The sequence below is a fragment of the Ruegeria sp. SATB045 genome, from assembly GCF_059613525.1.
On record NZ_JBXWSR010000019.1, the window covers coordinates 67,787 to 89,083 of the forward strand.

19 protein-coding genes are annotated in these 21,297 nt (G+C 56.4%); 10 read left to right on the forward strand and 9 right to left on the reverse strand.

All coding sequences use genetic code 11. From position 1 onward, the window contains the following. Positions 1-68: 68 nt before the first annotated feature. The 6 genes from AC2FNR_RS05810 to pyrH all read right to left on the reverse strand — a co-directional run bounded on the left by AC2FNR_RS05810 (position 69) and on the right by pyrH (position 6,597). A complete protein-coding gene (locus AC2FNR_RS05810; protein ID WP_496848382.1) occupies positions 69-1,184 on the reverse strand; it encodes an NUDIX domain-containing protein in 1,116 nt (371 codons plus the stop codon). A gap of 28 nt (positions 1,185-1,212) precedes the next feature. Further along, complete coding sequence (locus tag AC2FNR_RS05815) at positions 1,213-1,653, reverse strand: TrgA family protein (RefSeq protein ID WP_170353015.1); 441 nt, start codon at positions 1,651-1,653, stop codon at positions 1,213-1,215. Positions 1,654-1,669: 16 nt separating this feature from the next. After that, positions 1,670-2,878, reverse strand: a complete 1,209-nt coding sequence (locus AC2FNR_RS05820) for a class I SAM-dependent methyltransferase (protein ID WP_496848383.1) — start codon at positions 2,876-2,878, stop codon at positions 1,670-1,672. 69 nt (positions 2,879-2,947) lie between these two features. Further along, positions 2,948-4,372 (reverse strand): cryptochrome/photolyase family protein, encoded by a 1,425-nt coding sequence (locus tag AC2FNR_RS05825; RefSeq protein WP_496848384.1) that lies wholly within the window; start codon positions 4,370-4,372, stop codon positions 2,948-2,950. A gap of 46 nt (positions 4,373-4,418) precedes the next feature. Then, positions 4,419-5,645 carry an aminotransferase class V-fold PLP-dependent enzyme gene (locus AC2FNR_RS05830; protein ID WP_496848385.1) on the reverse strand — a complete coding sequence of 409 codons (1,227 nt, stop codon included), beginning with the start codon at positions 5,643-5,645 and terminating at the stop codon, positions 4,419-4,421. A gap of 208 nt (positions 5,646-5,853) precedes the next feature. Beyond that, positions 5,854-6,597, reverse strand: coding sequence for a UMP kinase (pyrH, locus tag AC2FNR_RS05835; protein ID WP_170353007.1), 744 nt, complete (start codon positions 6,595-6,597; stop codon positions 5,854-5,856). Positions 6,598-6,693: 96 nt separating this feature from the next. On the opposite strand from pyrH, the gene miaA reads away from it, so the two are divergent. From miaA to AC2FNR_RS05860, 5 genes are all read left to right on the forward strand, one after another. Further along, positions 6,694-7,587 (forward strand): tRNA (adenosine(37)-N6)-dimethylallyltransferase MiaA, encoded by an 894-nt coding sequence (gene miaA / locus AC2FNR_RS05840; protein WP_496848386.1) that lies wholly within the window; start codon positions 6,694-6,696, stop codon positions 7,585-7,587. Between the two features lie 324 nt (positions 7,588-7,911). Next, on the forward strand, positions 7,912-9,582 hold the full coding sequence (locus AC2FNR_RS05845) for an ABC transporter substrate-binding protein (protein WP_496848387.1): 1,671 nt from the start codon (positions 7,912-7,914) through the stop codon (positions 9,580-9,582). A 121-nt stretch (positions 9,583-9,703) separates the two neighbouring features. After that, a complete protein-coding gene (locus AC2FNR_RS05850; RefSeq protein ID WP_170353001.1) occupies positions 9,704-10,750 on the forward strand; it encodes an ABC transporter permease in 1,047 nt (348 codons plus the stop codon). Between the two features lie 13 nt (positions 10,751-10,763). Further along, positions 10,764-12,227, forward strand: coding sequence for an ABC transporter permease (locus tag AC2FNR_RS05855; RefSeq protein ID WP_496848388.1), 1,464 nt, complete (start codon positions 10,764-10,766; stop codon positions 12,225-12,227). A 94-nt stretch (positions 12,228-12,321) separates the two neighbouring features. After that, positions 12,322-14,409, forward strand: a complete 2,088-nt coding sequence (locus AC2FNR_RS05860; RefSeq protein ID WP_170750854.1) for a dipeptide ABC transporter ATP-binding protein — start codon at positions 12,322-12,324, stop codon at positions 14,407-14,409. Positions 14,410-14,468: 59 nt separating this feature from the next. Here AC2FNR_RS05860 and AC2FNR_RS05865 read toward each other — a convergent pair whose 3' ends face one another. Beyond that, positions 14,469-15,047 carry a lytic transglycosylase domain-containing protein gene (locus tag AC2FNR_RS05865; RefSeq protein WP_496848389.1) on the reverse strand — a complete coding sequence of 193 codons (579 nt, stop codon included), beginning with the start codon at positions 15,045-15,047 and terminating at the stop codon, positions 14,469-14,471. 207 nt (positions 15,048-15,254) lie between these two features. Between AC2FNR_RS05865 and ssb the strand changes: the two genes are divergently transcribed. After that, on the forward strand, positions 15,255-15,761 hold the full coding sequence (ssb, locus tag AC2FNR_RS05870) for a single-stranded DNA-binding protein (protein WP_353393025.1): 507 nt from the start codon (positions 15,255-15,257) through the stop codon (positions 15,759-15,761). Between the two features lie 18 nt (positions 15,762-15,779). Then, positions 15,780-16,850 (forward strand): site-2 protease family protein, encoded by a 1,071-nt coding sequence (locus AC2FNR_RS05875; protein WP_496848390.1) that lies wholly within the window; start codon positions 15,780-15,782, stop codon positions 16,848-16,850. On the opposite strand, the gene aroB is transcribed toward AC2FNR_RS05875, so the two are convergent. After that, positions 16,851-17,963, reverse strand: coding sequence for a 3-dehydroquinate synthase (gene aroB, locus AC2FNR_RS05880; protein WP_496848391.1), 1,113 nt, complete (start codon positions 17,961-17,963; stop codon positions 16,851-16,853). Continuing rightward, positions 17,964-18,551: a shikimate kinase gene (locus AC2FNR_RS05885; protein ID WP_170352989.1), complete on the reverse strand. Its 588-nt coding sequence runs from the start codon at positions 18,549-18,551 to the stop codon at positions 17,964-17,966. Positions 18,552-18,630: 79 nt separating this feature from the next. On the opposite strand from AC2FNR_RS05885, the gene AC2FNR_RS05890 reads away from it, so the two are divergent. The 3 genes from AC2FNR_RS05890 to AC2FNR_RS05900 are packed head-to-tail and all read left to right on the forward strand — an operon-like array spanning position 18,631 to position 21,249. Then, positions 18,631-18,780 carry a hypothetical protein gene (locus AC2FNR_RS05890; RefSeq protein ID WP_170352987.1) on the forward strand — a complete coding sequence of 50 codons (150 nt, stop codon included), beginning with the start codon at positions 18,631-18,633 and terminating at the stop codon, positions 18,778-18,780. After that, entirely contained in the window at positions 18,770-20,293 is a 1,524-nt protein-coding gene (locus tag AC2FNR_RS05895) for a hypothetical protein (RefSeq protein WP_496848392.1), read from the forward strand. Before AC2FNR_RS05890 ends, AC2FNR_RS05895 begins: the two co-directional genes overlap by 11 nt. A 2-nt stretch (positions 20,294-20,295) precedes the next feature. Then, positions 20,296-21,249, forward strand: a complete 954-nt coding sequence (locus AC2FNR_RS05900; protein WP_353393442.1) for a tyrosine recombinase — start codon at positions 20,296-20,298, stop codon at positions 21,247-21,249. Positions 21,250-21,297 lie beyond the last annotated feature (48 nt).

Below are 21,297 nucleotides of genomic sequence, written 5' to 3' on the forward strand. Positions count from 1 at the left end.
GCGCCCTCATTTCATTACGGATCAAGGCAGATTTACAGTTGCTGCGCGCCAACCACAAGCAGCGATCATCACGAGCGCAGACGGTTCCGATGTCGCGCGAGCCAATGAGCCAGCGCCAACAACGGCAAATCTTTAAACCCATGGGCATCAACTCTGTCCATGAAGTCCACAAACGGCAGGATTTGTGTGCGAATGTCCTCGCCCTCGGAAGCAAGGCCACCATTGTTGACTGTCTGATTAAGGTCAGCCAGCCCGACATAGAGATGAAGGTATTCGGTGGATGACCCGCTTGACGAATAGGCTGATCCCGCGCTTTCCAGAACCAACAGATTTACATGAGCCTCTTCAAGTGTCTCGCGCCGAGCCGCCTGTTTCGGCGTTTCGCCGGGGTCAATCATTCCAGCGACGGGTTCCCACATCCAAGGCTCCGGATCTTCGGCCATGAAGACCGGTGCCCGGAATTGTTCGACCAATAGGACTGCATCGCGGATCGGATCGTAGGGCAGAACGACAACCGCACTGCCCTGCATCAGCCCGCTACGATGTACGACCGGCCCCATCGAGCCATCATACAGCCGATGCTGCAGCTCGATTCTTTCCATCCCGAAATAGTCGACATACTCTCGCGCGTGTTGTTGCAGGACCACGTCTTTGCGCACATCGCGCGGATCGCCAGTGTGCCGCTTGCGCGCGGCGAGCCTTGCCCAAGCCCGCGTACGAATGGCAGGAAAGCTGCGGGAAATCTGGTCAGCGTCGACCTTGCCATAGTAGCCCATCACCTCTTGTGCCGCTGACACCGACATTTCCGCCCAGTCATCCACCCAATCCTGCAAGGACCAGGGACCGTCAGAGGTCCACAAGTCCGGCTGCGGGTAGAACACGCTTGCCAAAATGCGAGAACCATCAGTGAGGTTCAAAGTGTGAGGCTCCATATCAAAGTCGAAACCGGCCTCATAAAACTTTAACCGCTTCAGGTCTTCTGGCCCGAGCCCTTCAACCACCAGCCCCGGGGCATTTTGGCCTGTTTCAGAGCAAATCATCGGAAAATGCTCGTCCCGAACATCATAGACCGCGTGGTCTGGCAGAACTGCGTCTCTTATCTGCAAGTCGGAGAGCGGTCGATCCAGAACGGTCTCCAACAAAGGCAGATGGCGAAGCGTTCCATAGAAAAACAATGCGGACACAAAATTACCCTCGTAGTGCCAGTAGCCCTCACCGCCAGCGGCGACTGGCCTCTTCCGTGGCGAGACCCGCGATCACAGCACCGATCCCTAGCGTCCACAGGATTTCTGGTGCTAACAACTGCTGACCAAATTCAATGCCAATCTGGAAAATGGCCAACAGTGCCTCAAATGGTCCGTCGTACCGATGGCGCATAGCCAATCGGAACATTTCGTTGCAGCCTTGAACAAACAGACCCCAGAAAACCAATGAGACAACCCCGGTCAAACCGTTGTTCAATCCGGACGTCCACCCTTTGCCAGCCCGCTTTCCCATGATTTTCCAGCCGCACGCAACCGCAATGATCATGTTCACGTAGGTAAAGATACCGTAGTCCTTACCATCTTCTCCATTAGCGATGATCATGCTCGAAACTAAAAAGGCCACCACCAAAAGACAAATGGAGGCTACAAGTCGCGCAGCAGTGGGCATCAGGTGGGTCCGTTCATTACGTTGGTTTTGCTACAGTAATCTGTGTCACATCGCAATTGCCGGTGTCAAAGGCTGCGCCGCAGGCAGTCAAATAATAATTCCACATGCGGCGAAAACGCTCATCAAAGCCCATCTCAGAAATGACGTCCCATTTATCATTGAACGTGTCATACCAGCGGCGCAGAGTCAGATCGTAGCTTTTGCCGAATTCCTTGGACGTCACCACGTTCAAACCTGCCTGAGCGACCTGCTCTTTTAGCACCGAAGGTGCAGGCAGCATACCGCCGGGAAAGATATATTTCTGAATGAAATCAACACCATTGCGGTAAATCTCCCAACGATGATCTGCCACGGTGATAATTTGTAAAGTCGCCTGAGCACCCGGCTTCAAACGTTCGCGCACAACTTCGAAATAGACTGGCCAGTATTTTTGACCAACCGCCTCGAACATCTCAATTGATGCGATGCCGTCATACTGGCCACGCTCATCACGGTAGTCCTGCAACTTGAACTCGACCATATCGGACAATCCCGCTTTATCAATGCGTTGCCGGGCATACTTCAACTGCTCCTCGCTGATCGTCAGGCCTGTGACCCGTAGGCCACGCTCTTTTGCTGCATATTCAGCAAATCCCCCCCAGCCACAGCCGATTTCAAGGATGTGATCACCGGGCTTTGCCCCCATCTCATCAACCATACTGGCGTATTTGGCGGTTTGAGCCTTCTCAAGACTTTCCTGCCCAGTCTCAAACAGCGCGCTGGAATAGGTCATCGTATCATCCAGCCACATGGCATAGAATTCATTGCCCAAATCGTAGTGATAAGAGATATTCTTTTTGGCTTGCTTACGGCTATTTCCGTTCAACCAAAAGCGAAGCCTCTCATAGGATTGAACCAGAAACTTACCGGTGAAATCGTCGTAAACGGTCTCGGTTCCCAAATGGACCAAATCCATGAAAGACCGCAAATCCGGTGTGCTCCAGTCGCCTTCCAAATAGGCGTCCGAGAACCCCAATTCGCCCTCTCGGATCAGCCGGGCAAAGACGTCCGGGTTGTGAATATCGACCCGCGCAATTGGCCCGGGCTTTGTACCTTCGGCTCGGAAAACACGGCCATCCGGCAGCGCGATATCCAGGCGGCCGTATTCCATCTTGTTCAGCATTTTTACAACCTGCCCAAAATAGCGTGGCAGGCCTTTCTGTCCGTCTGTGGTGGTCAGGATCATCCGCTCCCCCCTGTGCGGTTGTTGTTTCAGGCTAGGCCGAGTTTGTGTTTCTGGCAAGTTTTCAGTTCCTTACTGGGTTTTCCGGTGCTCATAGGCGGCCAGTGCCTGTGCTCGTCCTTCGGACAATGAAACGATAGGAGCCGGATAGTTATCCGTTGGCTCCAGGCCCCAGGCCCGAGGGATCGCTTCGAAATACGCCAAGGCGGTATCGGGCGGAGCAGTCTGGCCCTCGGCCACCCATTTGCGCACATAGGCGGATGATGGGTCAAATTTCTCTTGTTGTGTCACGGGGTTAAAAATCCGAAAGAACGGCGACGCGTCAGGCCCCGAGCCTGCCACCCACTGCCATCCCATCGCATTCGATGCAGGATCCCAGTCCACCAAACAATCCTCGAACCACCTCAGGCCGACTTTCCAGTGAGTCATCAGATGCTTGGTCAGATAGCTTGCGACGATCATCCGTGCCCGGTTGTGCATCCGCCCGGTTACGTACATCTCACGGAGGCCGGCATCTACGACGGGAATACCCGTTCTTGCTGTTTTCCAAGCAATTACCTTTGGGTTATCTTCATCGAAACGCCACGGAAATGCGTCCCACTCTAGCTTCCAGTTGTCGCCAAGCAAGTGTGGAGTGTGAAACATCAGGTGATACGCGAATTCGCGCCACACAAGTTGGCGTAGATACGCATCCGCACCCGACACGCCATTCATCTCAGAGATCCTAACACGATGCCAGATCGACCGTGGGCTTATCTCACCCAGTGAGAGATATTCGGCCAAGGCCGATGTTCCGTTGTAATCCAACCGGTCTCTATCGTTGGAATAGTCAGAAACACGACCAACAAACGCTTCGAGAACGTCAAAGGCGGCCTCTTCACCTGCGCGCACATGCTGCGCGACCACTCCGGCGCCTCGGTTCATTGCCGCCCCCATGGCCCAACTCCCAATGTCATCCGACTTTGGCCAAGCTGGCGGCGCAATCAGGCGGTTCGGAGTTGGCACCGGTGGGTCAACGTCCCTGTGTTGCACAGCTCTCCACATCGGCGTGAACACGCGGAAAGGTTGTCCACTCTTCGTCGCTATTGTCCAGGGTTCGAACAGCAGATGGCCGGAAAACGACTTTGCCTCGACCCCTTGGTCCTTCAGCGTTGTCTTGATGCTGCTGTCCCGCTCAATGGAGTCCGGATCATAAGCGCGGGTCCAGTACACTGCAGATGCTCCGGTTTCGCGGACAAGCTGTTGCAAAACCTCGATGGCGTTTCCCTGCCGCAGGATCAACCGACTGCCAACTTGCGTCAAACGCTGCTGCAGCGCTTCCAGCCCTAGCGACAGTCGCCATTTAGGCGCAGCACCCAGCGTCTGAGCAAGATTGTCGAGTATGTAAACGGGAATGACAGAACGATCGCTTTGAACTGCTGCGTTCAAAGCTGGGTGATCCGACAGGCGCAAGTCCCGCCGGTACCAAATGATGATCGGTGACTGCTCGTTTTCCATGATCGCCCTTTGTATTTTCTTTATACGAAACAGGGCGAAAACCGGATCACAAAACGGTGTCAAGACTTTCCAATAACCGGTTGATTTCGTTCTCAGACGTGTAATGAGTGAAACTGACACGCAGCACACCGCGGGTCAGATCGACACCCATCGCTTCAAGTGGGCGAACTGCGTAGAAATCTCCGCCCCCGGCCATGATCCCGTGCTTGACCAGATTGCTTGCCACATCTTCGGCATTTTGTTCCAACGCCAAAGCTACGGTTGGCGCACGACGGGCCGCGTCAGAGGTCCCGATCAGCCGGACCGAATTGCGATCCTTCACGGCGTCCAAAACAGGTTGCAGCATTGCAACCTCTTGCCCTCGCATCAAGTTGTGCACAAACGCACCCCGCTCGGTCGCGCCGCTTTGGGGGCCGCCATGATGATCGCACAGAAGGTCGACGTAATCCGCCATCCCCGCGCAGGCCGCGATCTGAGCGTGATCCGGCCCCGCAGGCGTAAACCTTTTGTACAAACTGTCCGCATTGAAATAATGCGCCTGGTTTGGCAGCAACTCACCCAGCGACCGTCGCATGACCATACAACCCTGATGAGGGCCATAGGTTTTGTAGGCCGAGAACAGATAGATATCCGGCCCCATATCTCCGACATTGGGGAACCCATGCGGCGCGTAAGAAACACCATCCACACACACGAATGCGCCAGCGGCATGAGCGATCGCAGTGATCTCGGTTACCGGATTGATCTCTCCGATCACATTCGAACAATGCGGAAAACAGACCAGACGCACCTTTTCATCTAACAGGTTTTCAAGATCATGCGGGTTCAGCGATCCGGTCTCGGGGTCGATCTGCCATTCCCGGACCTCGATACCCTCCTCAGCAAGGCGGCGCCAGGGACCTGAGTTGGCCTCGTGATCCTGATTGGTCACAATGATCGCCTCTCCGGGTTGCATCCAGCGCCGGAACGCCTGTGCCAATACATAGGTGTTTTGAGTCGTGGAGGGACCAAAGCTCAGCTCGTCAGTATCGACCCCCAGAATCGCTGCCATGCGGACGCGGGCTTCGTCCATTTCCTCACCCGCCAGCCGACTTGCTTCGTAAGGACCGTAGGGTTGCACTTTGCGCTGGGTGTAAAAACGAAACAGGCGATCCAAAACCGGTTTGCAGGTATAGGATCCGCCTGCATTCTCAAAAAACGCCTGCCCTTGAAGGCTAGGTTCGGAAAAGGCCGGAAACTGCGACCGAACGAAATCGATATCGAGAGTGCTCATGGCACGAGGCTCCTTAGATCATGCACGTCAATCCATGAGGACACCGGTGCATGATTCCGGGTCCCTCGGAAATCATGGCGGGTCTTCCAGCCAAGCCTTCGCGTTTGCGATGGCAGCCCCTGCGGTCGCAAAGACCGGGCCAAGTTGCCCAGCGTTCGCGTCCGCGTCAAGCACTTGAATACAGAAGCCCGGTCTTTGGGGACGAGGCTTATCCCTGAACTTTGGTATAGGTACCTTCACCTGCAAGAATACCGCGGAACCCGCCCGGTTCATCCAGGCCGAACACGATCAGCGGCAGGTTATTGTCACGCGCCAGCGCAATAGCCGAGGCATCCATGACCCGCAGACGCTTTGCCAGAACATCATCATAACTGACCGTGTCATAGCGCACTGCATCCGCGTGTTCCTTGGGGTCCTTGTCATACACCCCATCCACACCGTTCTTGCCCATGAATATCGCCTCACAGGCCATTTCATTCGCGCGTAGCGTGGCGGCGGTATCTGTCGTGAAATAAGGGTTACCCGTTCCGGCAGCAAAGATGCACACACGCTTTTTTTCAAGGTGGCGTACAGCGCGGCGGCGGATATAGGGCTCACAAACCTCATCCATGCGAATGGCCGAAATCACACGCGTGAAAACCCCAACTTCCTCAAGTGCTGACTGCATCCCAAGCGCGTTCATAACCGTCGCCAGCATCCCCATATAGTCAGCGGTCGTCCGTTCCATCCCTTGCGCCGAGCCGCTCAGACCGCGGAAAATGTTACCTCCGCCGATGACCATGCAGATTTCGACCCCCAGATCGTGCACGGATTTCACCTCTTGCGCGATGCGCTGAACCGTCGGCGGGTGCAGGCCAAAGCCCTGATCGCCCATAAGCGCCTCGCCTGAAATTTTCAGCATCACGCGACTGTATTTGGTTTTCGGGGTGTCGGTTTCGGGGGAAAGGCTCATGTTGCGCTCCGGGCTGGCACGGGTTTTATTTCGCCGCAAAATGAAGCAAAACCTCTGCGGGTTCAATGCGGATCATGAGGAACAAGGCACTCTTGGATGGCCAACACGAACACATCGCAGATTTGGGACCGCCTGCCCCCCATTCCCACCGATAAACCTGTGCTAATTGCCGGGCCCACAGCCTCGGGCAAATCCGAACTGGCGTTGCGGATCGCTGAAACCTTCGGCGGTGTCATCGTGAATGCCGATGCCAGTCAGGTCTATGCGTGCTGGCAGGTAATTTCAGCCCGGCCATCCGCCGACGACGAAGCGCGCGCACCCCATCACTTGTATGGGCATATCGCCTATGATCAGGACTATTCCACCGGCCATTGGCTACGCGAGGTCAAACCATTTTTGAGCGGACCTCAACGCCCCATCATAGTGGGTGGAACCGGGCTCTATTTCTCCGCTCTGACAGAAGGTATGGCTGACATACCGGCAACCCCATCCGACATCAGGACCGAGGCGGATCAGCTTACCCTACCCGATCTGATCCGTGGCGTTGACCGCGAAACTCTGGCGGGGATCGACACGCAGAACCGCGCACGAGTTCAGCGCGCGTGGGAGGTTCTGCGCGCGACCGGTCGCGGCCTACGCGACTGGCAGAACGACACACCGCCTCCGGTTTTGAACATCGCGGATACAGTGCCCATCGTTTTCGACGTGGACAAACAGTGGTTGCTGAACCGGATCAACCTGCGATTTGATCTGATGCTGGAAACCGGCGCATTGCAAGAGGTCAAAGCCATGCGTGCGCACTACGATGCGTCGCTTTCTGCTTTCAAGGCCATCGGAGTTCCCGAGCTTATGGCCTACCTTGACGGCAACATGACACTCGAGGCCGCCCGTGAACGCGCCACAATCTCGACCCGACAATTTGCCAAACGTCAGCGGACATGGTTCCGTGCGCGCATGAAAGACTGGAATCGCGTTGATTTCTCAAAGTGATACCACATTTTTTTGATTGACTACTCAGGCGTGTTTTGTGCCCCGCGCGAATATGTCGAATCCCCTGCCTTCAGACCGATCAGCCAATGTAACGCAGGTCCAGACTCGATCGGTGTTAGCGGCAACCGACCCCGACGAATGTCGTTTTTGTACCCTGAATGACGATTTCGAACGTTGACCTGACCCGATTTCTGGTGCCGAATGAACGCATGGGGATGTTCAGTATCACAAAAACGGAAACCCGAGAGCCTGCCACCCGCGCCTGCCGGGCCTGAGCGGTTCTACATTCAATCATAAAAATCTATGTCACAGGGAGAGACATTAATGACAAAGCAAACCTTGACCGGAGCACCGATGCACTGGGCGGCGGAAATGCATGCACAGGAATTTCGTGACGGCAAGCTCAGCCGGCGTGAGTTCATGGCACGCGCCACGGCATTGGGTGTCGCTGTTCCTGCCGCCTATGGAATGATCGGCCTAAGCTCACCCGCAGTCGCGCAAGAACCACAGCGCGGCGGCACGATCCGCTACCAGATGGAAGTGCGTGCGCTGAAAGATCCGCGCACCTACGACTGGACACAGATTGCCACCTTCACCGCAGGTTGGCTTGAATATCTGGTTGAATACAACAATGACGGCTCATTCAAACCCATGTTGCTGGAAAGCTGGGAAGCCAATGCTGACGCGACCGAATACACGCTGAACGTGCGTAAAGGCGTCAAGTGGAACAACGGTGACGATTTCACCGCCGAAGACGTCGCGCGCAATATCACCGGCTGGTGCGATGCGACCCTAGAGGGCAATTCCATGGCGTCACGCATGGCGTCTTTGGTCGATGAAGCCACCCAAAAGGCGGCGGACGGTGCCATCACCGTGGTCGACTCGCACACTGTTAAACTGAAATGCAACACCCCGGATATTACCATCATCCCAGGCATGGCAGACTATCCGGGTGCCATTGTTCACAGCAGCTTTGACGCAAACAACATGCTGGCCAACCCGATCGGTACTGGATTTATGATCCCGGAAAGCCACGAAGTTGGCGTTAAGGGCGTGCTGGTGCGTAACGAAGGCTTTGACTGGTGGGGATATGAGGCCGGCAAAGGCGGCTATATCGACCGGATCGAGTTCATCGACTACGGCACCGACCCTGCCGCGTTTCTAGCTGCATACGAAGCCGAAGAAATCGACATGAATTGGGAGTCGGTGGGCGAATTCGTCGACATCTTTGATGGTATCGGCCTGGTGCGCTCGGAAATCCCGTCTGGCTTTACCATCGTCATCCGCCCGAACCAGCTGGCCGAGGACGATAGCGGCAACAAGATCTACGGCGACAAGCGGGTTCGTCAGGCGCTGGCAATGGCCGTCAACAATGAGGTCTGCCTAGAGCTGGGCATGTCTGGCTATGGTATTCCCGCGGAAAACTGCCACGTGGGTCCGATGCACCCCGAGTACGACTCGGCCGTGACCCGTATCCCGTATGATCCGGCAGGGGCAAAAGCCCTGATGGAAGAAGCGGGAATGGCTGATTTCGAGCACGAAGTTCAATCCATCGACGATGACTGGCGCCGGAACACCACTGCGGCTGTTGTTGCACAACTTAATGATGCCGGGATCAAGGCCAAACACACGATCCTTCCGGGCTCGACCTTCTGGAACGACTGGACGAAATACGCATTCTCCTCGACCAACTGGAACCACCGTCCTCTGGGCACGCAGGTTCTGGCATTGGCCTACAAGTCGGGTGTTGCGTGGAACGAATCCGGTTTCGCCAACGAAGAGTTCGACAAATTGCTGGCCGAGGCGAACTCGATCGCAGATGTGGACAAACGCCGCGAAGTGATGGCCAAGCTGCAGGCGATCATGATCGAAGAAGGCGTGACCATCCAGCCTTACTGGCGCACAGCGATGCGTCACCATCGCGACAACATGGTCGGTGTCGAAAAACACATCGCGGACCTTCCGCAGCTTTATAAATTCGGCCTCGTTTCCTAAGCCGAACAACACAAGGCCGCGCCTGACGGGCGCGGCCTTTTCATCCTGACGACGGCGACCAAAACAACAGCGATGCGCACGGTCCGGCGACCGATGCGCGAGCCTACCAACAGGGGCTAACATGGGATTATTCATCTTAAGGCGCGTCGGCATCATGCTTTTGACAGCGCTGTGCCTTACCTTTCTGGTCTTCTACCTGACAAACCTTTATCCGAACCTCGAAAAACTTGCGAAGACGCAGGGCAACTTCCGTATGTCCGACGAGCAGGTCGAGAGCTTTCTGGAAAAAGGTGGGTATCTGCAGTCAACCCCCGTGAAATACGGTGAATGGTTGGGAATCCTGCCATCTTATCGGCACACGAATGAAGACGGCACAGTTCAGGGCAGATGTATCTTGCCCGGCAAGACTGCCGAAGAGTCTCCGAATTTCTGTGGTATTCTGCAGGGGTACTGGGGCTATTCCACCGTGTTCAAAGAAGAGGTCTCGACCGTTGTCGGGACACGTCTTGCCCTGACCGGACGGCTGATGTTCTGGGTGATGCTGCTAATGGTGCCGTCAGCTCTGATCTTGGGTATTTTGGCGGGTATGAAGGAAGGCTCGGCCACCGACCGAACGCTTTCGACCTTTGCCATCACAACAACGGCAACGCCGGAATACGTATCAGGCGTGATCTTCATCGCGATCTTCACGTCCTCTGCCGTGGGGCTAAAGTGGTTCAAGGGCACGGCCACACAGGCGATGGAGAATCCGACGTTTGAGAATTTCTTCTTACCCGTGCTGACAATCGCGCTTTATGGGATGGGCTATATCGCCCGGATGACCCGCGCCTCGATGACCGAGGTGATGACGGCGCAGTACATCCGAACCGCGCGCCTGAAGGGTGTCTCGTTCCCGAACATCGTGATGAAACATGCGTTGCGCAATGCGCTGATCGCCCCCTTCACCGTCATCATGCTGCAGTTCCCATGGCTGCTGAACGGTGTGGTGATCGTCGAGACCTTGTTCAACTACAAGGGCTTTGGCTGGGCGTTGGTTCAGGCAGCAGGCAACAACGACATCCAATTGCTGCTGGCGATCTCGGTCGTGTCAGTCTTTGTGGTGCTGGTGACCCAGCTGATATCGGATATCGGCTACGTCTACCTGAACCCGCGTATTCGTATTTCGTGAGGAGGCAGAGATCATGGAACCATTAACCTGGACCGGCTCTATTGCCTTCCTGAACCCGCTTTTGGCGATTGCGCTCGTTCTCATGGCCGCATCGATCCTGGCTTGGATATTGGCCAGTATCGTTCTGCCCGAACCTCAGATGACGGTGAACCCCGACGGGACGCTTACATCGGGATCTGGCATACGAAACCTGATCCAAGTCCTGATGCGATACAGCTTTCTGGCAAGTGTCGGGCTTGCTGTTGCCTATATAGTCTTGGGCATTTTGATGGGAACCAGCGCAGGAATCATCGGCGCAATGATGCAGCAATTCCTGCCCGTCTGGTTTTCGTTGATCCTGCTGTACGCAATGTCCATCGCGTTCAAACGCAAATTGGGACTCTATGGCAAGCTGTTTGACAGTCCGATTGGCATGATCGGCTTTGGCCTTGTGATGTTCTGGGTTTTCACCGGGATTTTTGGCGCGCTTGACCTGATCGTGACGCATGACTCGCTATCACAAGTCTCAGGGATGAAGAACAAAGTGCCCGGAACGCCTTTGCCCAGCGTGGAGGACGGAGAATATGCGTGGTACCTGCTGGGGGGCGATAACCTGGCCCGCGACGTCTTTAGCCGAATGGTCAAGGGCGCGTGGATTGTGGTGCAGATCGCGCCTCTGGCGACCATGTTTGCCTTCATGGTCGGGATCACGCTGGGCTTGCCTGCAGGTTACTACGGTGGGCGACTGGACACATTGCTGTCTTTCCTTGCCAACCTGATCCTCGCCTTCCCGGTCATTTTGCTGTTCTACTTGCTGGTGACGCCCGAGATCGTGGCAACGGGTGTTCCAAACTACATGGCCGCCGTTCTGTTCATCTTTCCGATCATCTTTCTTGGGGTGCTGTTGAACTCGCGTTATTACACACGGCCGACGTTCCGAACGCCTCTTTTGATTGGTGTTCTGGGTGTCGCGCTCTGGCTGTACCTATCGCTGATTTCGACAGGTGGGTATGTGGTTAACACCGACGCCTACGGCATTTGGGGTCTGCCAACCTTTCTGGACCTTTTCGATGTTCCCGCTGGCATCCTTGTGGTCTTCGTTTCGGTGGTCTTCGTGAACTCACCTACGGTGTTTCGCATCGTGCGTGGTTTGGCGATGGACATCAAAACACGCGACTATGTGGCCGCGGCTCAGACGCGGGGTGAAGGACCATGGTACATTATGCTGTGGGAAATCCTGCCCAACGCGCGCGGCCCTCTGATCGTCGATTTCTGTCTGCGGATAGGATATACGACGATCCTTTTGGGTACCTTGGGCTTCTTTGGCCTGGGTCTGCCGCCAGAAAGCCCGGATTGGGGGTCGACCATCAATGAAGGGCGCAAGCTGTTGTCGGTCTATCTGCACCCTGCCCTTCCTCCGGCGTTGGCGCTGTTGTCATTGGTTCTCGGTTTGAACCTGCTGGCAGACGGTCTGCGCGAAGAAAGTCTGAAGGATTGATGTGAAAGCGGCCGGGGGGCCTGCCCCCCGGACCCCCCGAGATATTTTCAGCCAGATGAAGGGGATCCCCTGACTCTCGCGAGGAGAAAACAAGATGAACAAACTGGCGGATTATGATGGGCCAATTCTCGAGATCGATAAGTTGTCGATTTCGTTTTTCACCCGTCTGAGGGAAATCCCCGCTGTCATGGACTTCTCGGTCAGTGTGCAGCCCGGCGAAGCGGTTGGTCTGGTCGGCGAATCCGGCTGCGGCAAATCTACTGTGGCTCTGGGCGTTATGCAGGACCTTGGCAAGAACGGGCGGATCGTGGGTGGAACGATCAAGTTCAAGGGACGTGATCTAGCCGAGATGAGCTCGGACGAGTTACGCGACATTCGCGGCAATGAGATCGCGATGATTTATCAGGAACCAATGGCGTCGCTGAACCCGGCCATGAAGATCGGCAAGCAGTTGATGGAAGTGCCGATGATCCACGAAGGCGTGAGCACGGATGAGGCCTATGCCCGAGCGCTTGAAGTGGTAACAGATGTACGCCTTCCCGACCCTGAACGGATGCTGAACTCTTTTCCACATCAGCTTTCAGGCGGTCAGCAGCAGCGGATCGTTATTGCGATGGCGCTGATGTCTAAACCGGCTTTGCTGATACTGGACGAACCAACAACAGCACTGGACGTGACCGTCGAGGCCGCCGTAGTCGAATTGGTCAAGGATCTGGGCAAGAAATATGGCACTTCGATGCTATTTATCTCGCACAATCTGGGACTGGTGCTTGAGACCTGTGACCGTCTGTGCGTGATGTATTCCGGCGAGGCGGTTGAACGCGGCTCAATCCATGACGTGTTCGACGAGATGCAGCACCCGTATACGCAGGCGCTGTTCCGGTCGATCCCCCTGCCAGGTGCAGACAAGAACGCGCGGCCTTTGGTGGCGATCCCCGGGAACTTCCCGTTGCCGCATGAGCGTCCTCCGGGATGTAACTTTGGACCACGTTGCGATTATTTCGAAGAAGGTCGTTGCGACGCACAAGACATTCTGATGGAGGCCGTACCCGGCAATGATCGCCATCACACACGTTGCCTAAAGTTCAAAGAAATCGACTGGAACGCGCCGATCACCGTGTCTGAGCAGAAGGAAAAGGCCGAAATCGGTCGGACCGTTCTGAAGATGGACAACCTCAAGAAATACTATGAAGTTGCGGCGAACGCGCTGTTTGGTGGTGGCGCCACAAAGGTGGTTAAAGCCAATGAAACGCTCAGCTTCGAAGCACATGAATCCGAGACACTTGCCATTGTTGGAGAATCCGGTTGCGGTAAGTCCACCTTTGCCAAGGTTCTGATGGGGTTGGAAACCGCGACGGATGGGCAGATCCTTCTGGACAACCGCAATATCGAGGCCGTGCCCATCGAGGAACGCGATGCCAAGACCGTTGGCGAGGTTCAAATGGTCTTCCAGAACCCGTTCGACACGCTGAATCCCTCAATGACTGTTGGTCGCCAGATCATTCGGGCGCTTGAGATTTTCGGTGTTGGCAACTCGGAGGCTGAACGCAAGAAGCGGATGCTCGAGCTTCTGGATCTTGTGAAACTGCCACGCGCATTTGCAGATCGGATGCCGCGCCAGTTGTCAGGAGGACAAAAACAGCGCGTGGGCATTGCCCGGGCCTTTGCCGGAGATGCGCGGATTGTTGTGGCAGATGAGCCGGTCTCGGCGCTGGATGTCTCGGTGCAGGCAGCAGTGACAGACCTGTTGATGGAGATTCAGCGCGAACACAAAACCACCCTGCTGTTCATCAGCCATGACCTGTCGATTGTACGCTATCTCAGCGACCGGGTGATGGTGATGTATCTGGGCCATGTGGTCGAGTTGGGCACTACAGATCAGGTTTTTGCTCCTCCCTACCACCCCTATACCGAGGCGCTGCTGAGCGCGGTTCCGATTGCGGACACCTCGGTCGAAAAGCAGCATATCGTGTTGGAGGGCGACATCCCGTCAGCCATGAACCCACCCCCCGGTTGCCCATTCCAAACGCGGTGTCGTTGGAAATCCGAAGTACCCGGTGGCTTGTGCGAAGAAAAAGTACCGCCTGTGAAAACTCTGGCCGAAGGCCATCAGGTCAAATGTCACCTGGCGGAAGATATTCTGGCGCGGATGGAACCCGTCATCAAAGTTGCGGCGGAGTAAATCATAAACCCAATTGGACCGGCAGCAATGCCGGTCTAGGCTAGGATAGAGAAGTAAGGTTAACTTCCCCAGATTACACGAACGTAGTTCTGCGTCTCTTTGTAAGGCGGCACACCACCATGTTTTTCAACGGCTTTTGGTCCGGCATTATACGCCGCCAACGCAAGGCGCCAGGATTTAAACTTGCGGTATTGCCAAGACAGATAGCGCGCACCGCCTTCCAAATTCTGTTTCGGGTCGTGAGGATTTACGCCCAACAACCGTGCTGTTCCGGGCATAAGTTGGGCCAACCCCAGCGCGCCTTTGTGCGACACTGCTTGGGGGTTCCACCCGCTTTCCTGCTGAACAAGCCGTAGGAACAGATCCTCCGGAACGTTATGCTTTCGCGCAGCTTGCCGTGCGAGTGACACAAATTCACCTTTGTATTTTCCGGTATAACGCTGATTGAACTGGCCTTTGGGCCTTTTGGGCTTTAGACGCTCTGAATCTCGGTACTGTGTCGCGGCGCGTGTATCCAAAACCTTGGATTGTTTCAGAAAAATGTCTTTCCGGCTCTTGGTTGACAACGTGTCAGCCGATGCTGAAACGGAAACCAGCGCCAGAAAAAGAACTGAAAAACCAATCACCAAAAACCGCATTAACGCCAGTCCTGCATTTTCACGAACCCGATTGAGTATAGGTATTTCAGCCAATAATGAAAGCATGGTTAATCCAGCCTTGGTAAATTCCTGCTTATCTCAATACCCATCAACTGTGTTTTAACCATGACGCAGGCCGTATAGGGTCGCAGTGAGAATTGGCGTCAGATTCGGACGCATACTGTTAGATAAAGAACGGGGACGTATATGGCAGGCTCAGTCAACAAGGTCATTCTGGTAGGAAATCTAGGTCGCGATCCTGAAGTGCGCTCATTCCAGAATGGTGGCAAAGTGTGTAACCTGCGTATCGCCACCTCAGAGACCTGGAAAGACCGCAACACCGGCGAACGCCGCGAGCGTACCGAGTGGCACTCGGTCGCCATTTTCTCGGAGCCTCTGGCACGGATTGCCGAGCAATATCTGCGTAAAGGCAGCAAAGTGTATATCGAAGGCCAACTGGAAACCCGGAAGTGGCAGGACCAATCGGGTCAGGATCGCTACTCGACCGAAGTTGTCTTGCGTCCCTACCGGGGCGAGCTGACCCTGCTTGATGCCCGAGGCGAAGGTGGCGGTGGCGGCGGCTATGGTGGTGGCCAGTCAGGTGGATACGGCGGCGGTCAGGCTGGCGGCGGCTATGGTGATCCCTACGGCGCACCATCCAGCGCTCCTGCCCCGGCCTCTAGCGGAATCGACGACGACGAGATCCCGTTCTAAGTAAAACGGAGACATATCATGACATGGTCCTTCTCACTCGGCCGGATATTGGGGTCGGAATTGAGGGTCCATGTCACCTTTTTCCTACTGCTCGCCTGGGTCGGTTTCGCCGCCTACTCCAACGGAGGTCTCGAGGCGGCCGTTGAAAACCTGATTTTCGTGTTGGCGTTGTTTGCCTGTGTGGTCGCTCATGAATTTGGCCACGCCCTGATGGCAAGGCGGTACGGGATCAAGACTCCGGACATCACTCTGTTACCGATCGGCGGTTTGGCGCGTCTCGAGAGGATGCCGGAAAACCCGTTTCAAGAGGTCTGGGTCGCTTTGGCAGGCCCCGCGGTGAATATCGTGATCTGGATCGTTTTGGTCTTGCTTGGTGCCAACATGCCGATTGAAACGATGGCGCAGATTGACAGCACGACGCCGGGTCTGATGAACCGTCTGGCCTATGTGAACCTGCTGCTGGCTGTGTTCAACATGATCCCCGCCTTTCCAATGGATGGCGGGCGCGTTTTCCGCGCTTTGTTGTGCCTAAAAATGGACCGGGTCAAAGCCACAAGGGTCGCTGCGTTAGCTGGTCAGGCGGTTGCGGTAGGGTTTGGCTTTCTGGGTCTGAGCACAGGCAATCCACTGCTGGTCTTGATCGCAGTGTTCGTCTTCGTTGCCGCCAATGCAGAAAGTCAGGATGTGACCATGCGAGCAGTCGCGCGGCAGGTACAGGCGCGCGACGCCATGATTACCGAGTTCCACGCGCTATCACCAAACGACACGCTAGCGACCGCCGCCCAAGCTGTCATCCACACGACGCAACACGAATTTCCGGTACTGTCTGACGTCGGCGAATTACTCGGCTTTGTCACTCGCAACCGATTGTTTGCCGCGCTTGCTGATGAAACGCCCCGGTCCAACCCAGCAACGTCAATCATGGAGACGGACGTTCCAACAGTCCGCCTGACCGACGGGCTTGAGGCAGTGTTGGATGGGCTGCACAAAGGTGCTCCGGCCATTGCGGTCTGTACACAGACGGGAGCAATGGTCGGATATATCACGCGCGAAAATATCGGCGAGTTGATGGTGATCCGAAGCCGCTGATCAGGCTGTTGCCAGCGCGTCCTGAAGCACCGACAACACGGCGTCGCGCGGCACATCCGACGTAACGAAAGCCTGACCAATCCCGCGCGCCAGAATGAATCGCAACTGGCCGTCTATGACCTTCTTGTCCTGCGCCATCAGATTGACCAATGCCTCGGCCCCCGGAAGCTCTCCGGGAATGTCGGCCAAGTCGGTCTTCATCCCCATCGCGCGCAGATGCGCCCGCACGCGGCTTGGGTCTTCTTGCGAACAGAGGCCCAAACGAGAGGACAGCTCAAAGGCCAGCGCGCAGCCGATGGCCACGCCTTCTCCATGCAACAGGCGGTCCGAATACCCAGTCGCAGCCTCAAGCGCATGACAGAAAGTGTGACCCAGATTGAGCAAGGCGCGATCGCCCTGCTCGGTCTCATCCCTTTCCACGATATCAGCTTTCATTTGCACTGAACGGGTCACAGCACGCACACGTGCTGCCATATCACCACCCGAGACCTTGGTCCCGCTTTCTTCAAGCCACTCGAAGAAATCGGCGTCACCCAGCAGCCCGTATTTGACCACCTCGCCATATCCGGACAAGAAATCCCGATCCGTCATTGTGCTCAGAACCGAGGTGTCGGCCAACACCAGCGAAGGCTGATGGAACGCCCCGATTAGGTTCTTACCCTGTGGCGCGTTTATGCCGGTCTTGCCGCCGACCGAACTGTCCACCTGCGCCAGCAGCGAGGTCGGGATTTGCACGAACCGAACACCGCGCCGCAAAACGGCTGCGGCAAAGCCTGCAAGGTCGCCGATCACGCCGCCGCCAAACGCGATGACAACATCCCGGCGCTCGACCTTCTCGGCCAGCAGCCACTCGACCGCGCGTTCAAAATGAGGCCAGCTTTTGGTTGCCTCACCCGCAGGCAGGGCCAATGCCGACATCTCGATCCCCGCCGAGGCCAACCCATCGCGCAGGGCATCCAGATGCAAGGCAGCCACATTTTCATCGGTCAAAACGGCGACCTTGGGCCTGTGCAGCAGCGGAGCGATCCGTGTCCCGGATTTCGCCAGCAGATCCGGCCCTATTTCGACGTCATACGAGCGCTCGCCCAGTTCAACATGTACGGTTTGGTGCATTTAAGTCCGTTCCAAAACATCGGGTCGCGTCAGCAATGCGTCCACAACCCGGTCCACCATATTATCTATCGAGATTTCTCCGTCCGACGTAACCGTCAGATCCGCTTGCGCATAAACCGGCACGCGATCCTCATAGAGGGCGCGCAATGTCGCATAAGGGTCTGCCGTGCGCAGCAATGGGCGCGTGTCCTTGTGCTTGACCCTGTTCCACAGCACGTTCAGATCGGCCCTGAGCCAGACCGATACGCCCCGCTCTGTGATCATCTGGCGGTTATGCCCGGCCAAGAACGCCCCCCCGCCCGTTGAAAGGATGCCTTTTTCCTCGTCCAGAAGCCGCCCGATCACCTGACTTTCCTTGTCACGAAAGAACGGCTCGCCGTCGCGTTCGAAAATTTCGGGGATGGTCATGTTAGCCGCCGATTCGATTTCGGCATCACTGTCGAGGAACGGAACCGCCAATCGCGCCGCCAAAGCGCGGCCTACCGCGGTCTTTCCCGCCCCCATCATGCCCACCAGAACAACCGTTTTGTGCAATAGAAGGCCCGGAGCACGGACTTTCGCATCGGTATTATGCTTAATTTCGCTCATTTCAACGTGAATGACGTGATCTTAAGAAAAATGCCAGCTATAACTGGGACAAAACAGAAAAATGAGGCGATGTTGAGCGATGGGCCGTCTGATAAAATTCCTGATATATCTGATCTGCCTGTGTTTTATCGGGTTGGTGGGCTACGCGTATCTAGGTCCTTTCTTTGGCGTTGATTTTTCGGCCCCGCAGGAAGAAGTGCGCGAGCCGGTCATTCTGAATGTGGATTAAGGCCGCAGCGGCTGCGATGCTGCTGGCCAGTGCGGCACAGGCGCAGCAGGAACCTTTATCTGTGATCGACTGGCTGAGCCAGCCACCGGACAACCTGCCCGGCACTGTTCTGCTGGAACCGCCTGTATCGGATTCCGGGTTGCAACCGGGTGTGGAAGTCACTCCGCTTGAGGCGTTGTCCCAGCCCTTGGGATTGGTGTCGTCGTCGGTGACAGGCCTTCCGGTGGATGTGTGGCAAAACAGCGATCCCGCACGGTTGGCGGAACTGATCGGTCACGTGCCGGTCAAATACAACCCGGCCATGCAACGCCTGCTTTTCACTCTGTTGCTTACCGAAGCTCGTGCGCCATCCGGACCCGATGCCGAGGAGACCTTGCTGCTGGCGCGGCTGGACCGGTTGATGCAGCTTGGCGCAGCTGATCCCGCGCAGTCTCTGGTGCAACTTGCCGGTCCGACGGACAGCCGCGACCGGTTCCAACGCTGGTTTGATGCGACCCTTCTGACCGGAGACGAAGATAGAAGTTGCACAGCGCTGATCGCGCAACCGCATCTGTCTCAGGACTACGAAGCCCAGATATTCTGCAAGGCCCGGCGTGGCGATTGGACCTCAGCCGCGCTGACGTTAGAGGCAGCTCACGCGTTGCAGATTCTTCCGGAAATGGACCTCGCCTTGCTGGACAGGTTCCTCAGCCCCGAGCTGTTCGAAGACGCCGAATACCTACCGCAACCCGAGCGCCCCGACCCGCTTACATTCCGACTGTATGAAGCAATTGGCGAGCGCTTGCCCTCGACTTCGCTGCCGCGCGCCTTTGCCAATGCCGATCTGCGAGATGTGGCCGGATGGAAAGCACAGATCGAAGCAGCCGAACGACTGACTCGCGTCGGTGCTTTGACGCCCAACCAGTTGCTTGGGCTATATACAGAACGCTCTCCGGCTGCATCCGGAGCGGTCTGGGACCGCGTCGCCGCCGTTCAACGTTTCGAAAGTGCGTTGGACTCCGGAAAAATCGGCGCGATCGCGCAGTCCCTGCCCACCGTGTGGGCGCAGATGCGCAGCGTGGGGCTTGAAGTTCCATTCGCCGAGCTTTTTGCGAACCGGCTGTCAAAAGTCACATTGACCGACCCAGCCGCCGAGGAATTGCGCTGGCGTATTCTGTTGCTGTCTGATCTTTACGAAACCGCTGCCCTGACTGTTCCTGACCAAGGGGAAGAGAACCAATTCCTCGCCGCTTTGGCTCAGGGTGATCCCGGGCGCGCGCGCTCTCCATCGCCATTGGCAGATGCTGTCGCGCAGGGTTTTGCCTGGGCCGCACCCGTTCCCGCCGATATCGACCGTTTGCTAAGCGACGGACAATTGGGTGAAGCCGTCCTTGAGACGATGGAGTTGTTCGCACATGGGTCACGCGGCAACCTCGTGGACCTTTCAGCCGCCATCGCAACCCTGCGGAGGGTTGGTCTTGAAGACACTGCCCGTCGCGCTGCGCTGAACCTTTTGATCCTACAGGGCACGTGACCATGGTAGCCCCGGCCTCGCACGACCTTTGGATTTCAACCTTCCTTCAGGCGCAAGCGGCCGAGCTTGGGGCGTCACCCAATACACTGCTGGCCTATGGGCGCGACCTGAAAGACTTCGCCGCCTGGCTCGAGCGACGAAAAACCACCTTTGATCAGGCGGACCGAGACAGAATCGAACGTTATCTGATCGATTGTGACGCGCAGGGATTGTCCCAATCCACCCGCGCAAGACGGCTGTCCGCGATCAAGCAGCTTTACCGTTTTGCATTCGAGGAAAGCTGGCGTGAGACCAACCCCGCCATCCAAATAAAAGGACCGGGTCGCCAAAAACGCCTACCGAAAACTCTGGACGTGCCGGAAGTTGACCGTTTGCTGCAAGCCGCGCGTGAAACTGGTCGTACCGAAACCGACCGCATCCGCAACACTTGTTTGATGGAAGTTCTTTATGCAACCGGCATGCGCGTGACCGAGTTAGTCTCGCTGCCGGTGTCTTCCGCACGAGGTGACCCACGAATGTTGTTGGTTCTGGGTAAAGGCGGGAAAGAGAGGATGGTGCCGCTGTCGCCCCCAGCCCGCGAGGCGCTGGCGCTATGGCTGAAAACGCGGGACGAGGCCGAAGATCAATTGGTGGCCGATGGCGGGCAAAGGTCGCGGTTCCTGTTTCCCTCGCGCGGCAAATCGGGTCATCTGACGAGGCACATGTTCTTTCACCTGATCAAAGAGCTTGCGGTTCAGGGCGGCGTGTCGCCAGAAAAAGTCACTCCGCACACTCTGCGTCATGCGTTTGCCACGCATCTTTTGGCAAACGGGGCCGATCTGCGATCGATCCAGACGTTACTGGGTCACGCCGATGTCGCGACCACGGAAATCTACACGCATGTATTGGACGAACGCCTTGCCGAGTTGGTGTTGGAGCATCACCCGCTTGCCAAAGAGCCGCAGGACAAAGGCTAACCCCTTGATCCGCCGGGGCCGCGCCCCCATAACGAATGAAGCAACACC

Excerpts from the sequence above, each read along its gene's own strand:
- AC2FNR_RS05815 (WP_170353015.1), bottom strand. The coding sequence starts at position 1,653 with ATGCCCACTGCTGCGCGACTTGTAGCCTCCATTTGTCTTTTGGTGGTG.
- AC2FNR_RS05820 (WP_496848383.1), bottom strand. The coding sequence starts at position 2,878 with ATGATCCTGACCACCACAGACGGACAGAAAGGCCTGCCACGCTATTTT.
- AC2FNR_RS05825 (WP_496848384.1), bottom strand. The coding sequence starts at position 4,372 with ATGGAAAACGAGCAGTCACCGATCATCATTTGGTACCGGCGGGACTTG.
- AC2FNR_RS05830 (WP_496848385.1), bottom strand. The coding sequence starts at position 5,645 with ATGAGCACTCTCGATATCGATTTCGTTCGGTCGCAGTTTCCGGCCTTT.
- pyrH (WP_170353007.1), bottom strand. The coding sequence starts at position 6,597 with ATGAGCCTTTCCCCCGAAACCGACACCCCGAAAACCAAATACAGTCGC.
- miaA (WP_496848386.1), top strand. The coding sequence starts at position 6,694 with ATGGCCAACACGAACACATCGCAGATTTGGGACCGCCTGCCCCCCATT.
- AC2FNR_RS05845 (WP_496848387.1), top strand. The coding sequence starts at position 7,912 with ATGACAAAGCAAACCTTGACCGGAGCACCGATGCACTGGGCGGCGGAA.
- AC2FNR_RS05850 (WP_170353001.1), top strand. The coding sequence starts at position 9,704 with ATGGGATTATTCATCTTAAGGCGCGTCGGCATCATGCTTTTGACAGCG.
- AC2FNR_RS05855 (WP_496848388.1), top strand. The coding sequence starts at position 10,764 with ATGGAACCATTAACCTGGACCGGCTCTATTGCCTTCCTGAACCCGCTT.
- AC2FNR_RS05860 (WP_170750854.1), top strand. The coding sequence starts at position 12,322 with ATGAACAAACTGGCGGATTATGATGGGCCAATTCTCGAGATCGATAAG.
- AC2FNR_RS05865 (WP_496848389.1), bottom strand. The coding sequence starts at position 15,047 with ATGCGGTTTTTGGTGATTGGTTTTTCAGTTCTTTTTCTGGCGCTGGTT.
- ssb (WP_353393025.1), top strand. The coding sequence starts at position 15,255 with ATGGCAGGCTCAGTCAACAAGGTCATTCTGGTAGGAAATCTAGGTCGC.
- AC2FNR_RS05875 (WP_496848390.1), top strand. The coding sequence starts at position 15,780 with ATGACATGGTCCTTCTCACTCGGCCGGATATTGGGGTCGGAATTGAGG.
- aroB (WP_496848391.1), bottom strand. The coding sequence starts at position 17,963 with ATGCACCAAACCGTACATGTTGAACTGGGCGAGCGCTCGTATGACGTC.
- AC2FNR_RS05885 (WP_170352989.1), bottom strand. The coding sequence starts at position 18,551 with ATGAGCGAAATTAAGCATAATACCGATGCGAAAGTCCGTGCTCCGGGC.
- AC2FNR_RS05890 (WP_170352987.1), top strand. The coding sequence starts at position 18,631 with ATGGGCCGTCTGATAAAATTCCTGATATATCTGATCTGCCTGTGTTTT.
- AC2FNR_RS05895 (WP_496848392.1), top strand. The coding sequence starts at position 18,770 with ATGTGGATTAAGGCCGCAGCGGCTGCGATGCTGCTGGCCAGTGCGGCA.
- AC2FNR_RS05900 (WP_353393442.1), top strand. The coding sequence starts at position 20,296 with ATGGTAGCCCCGGCCTCGCACGACCTTTGGATTTCAACCTTCCTTCAG.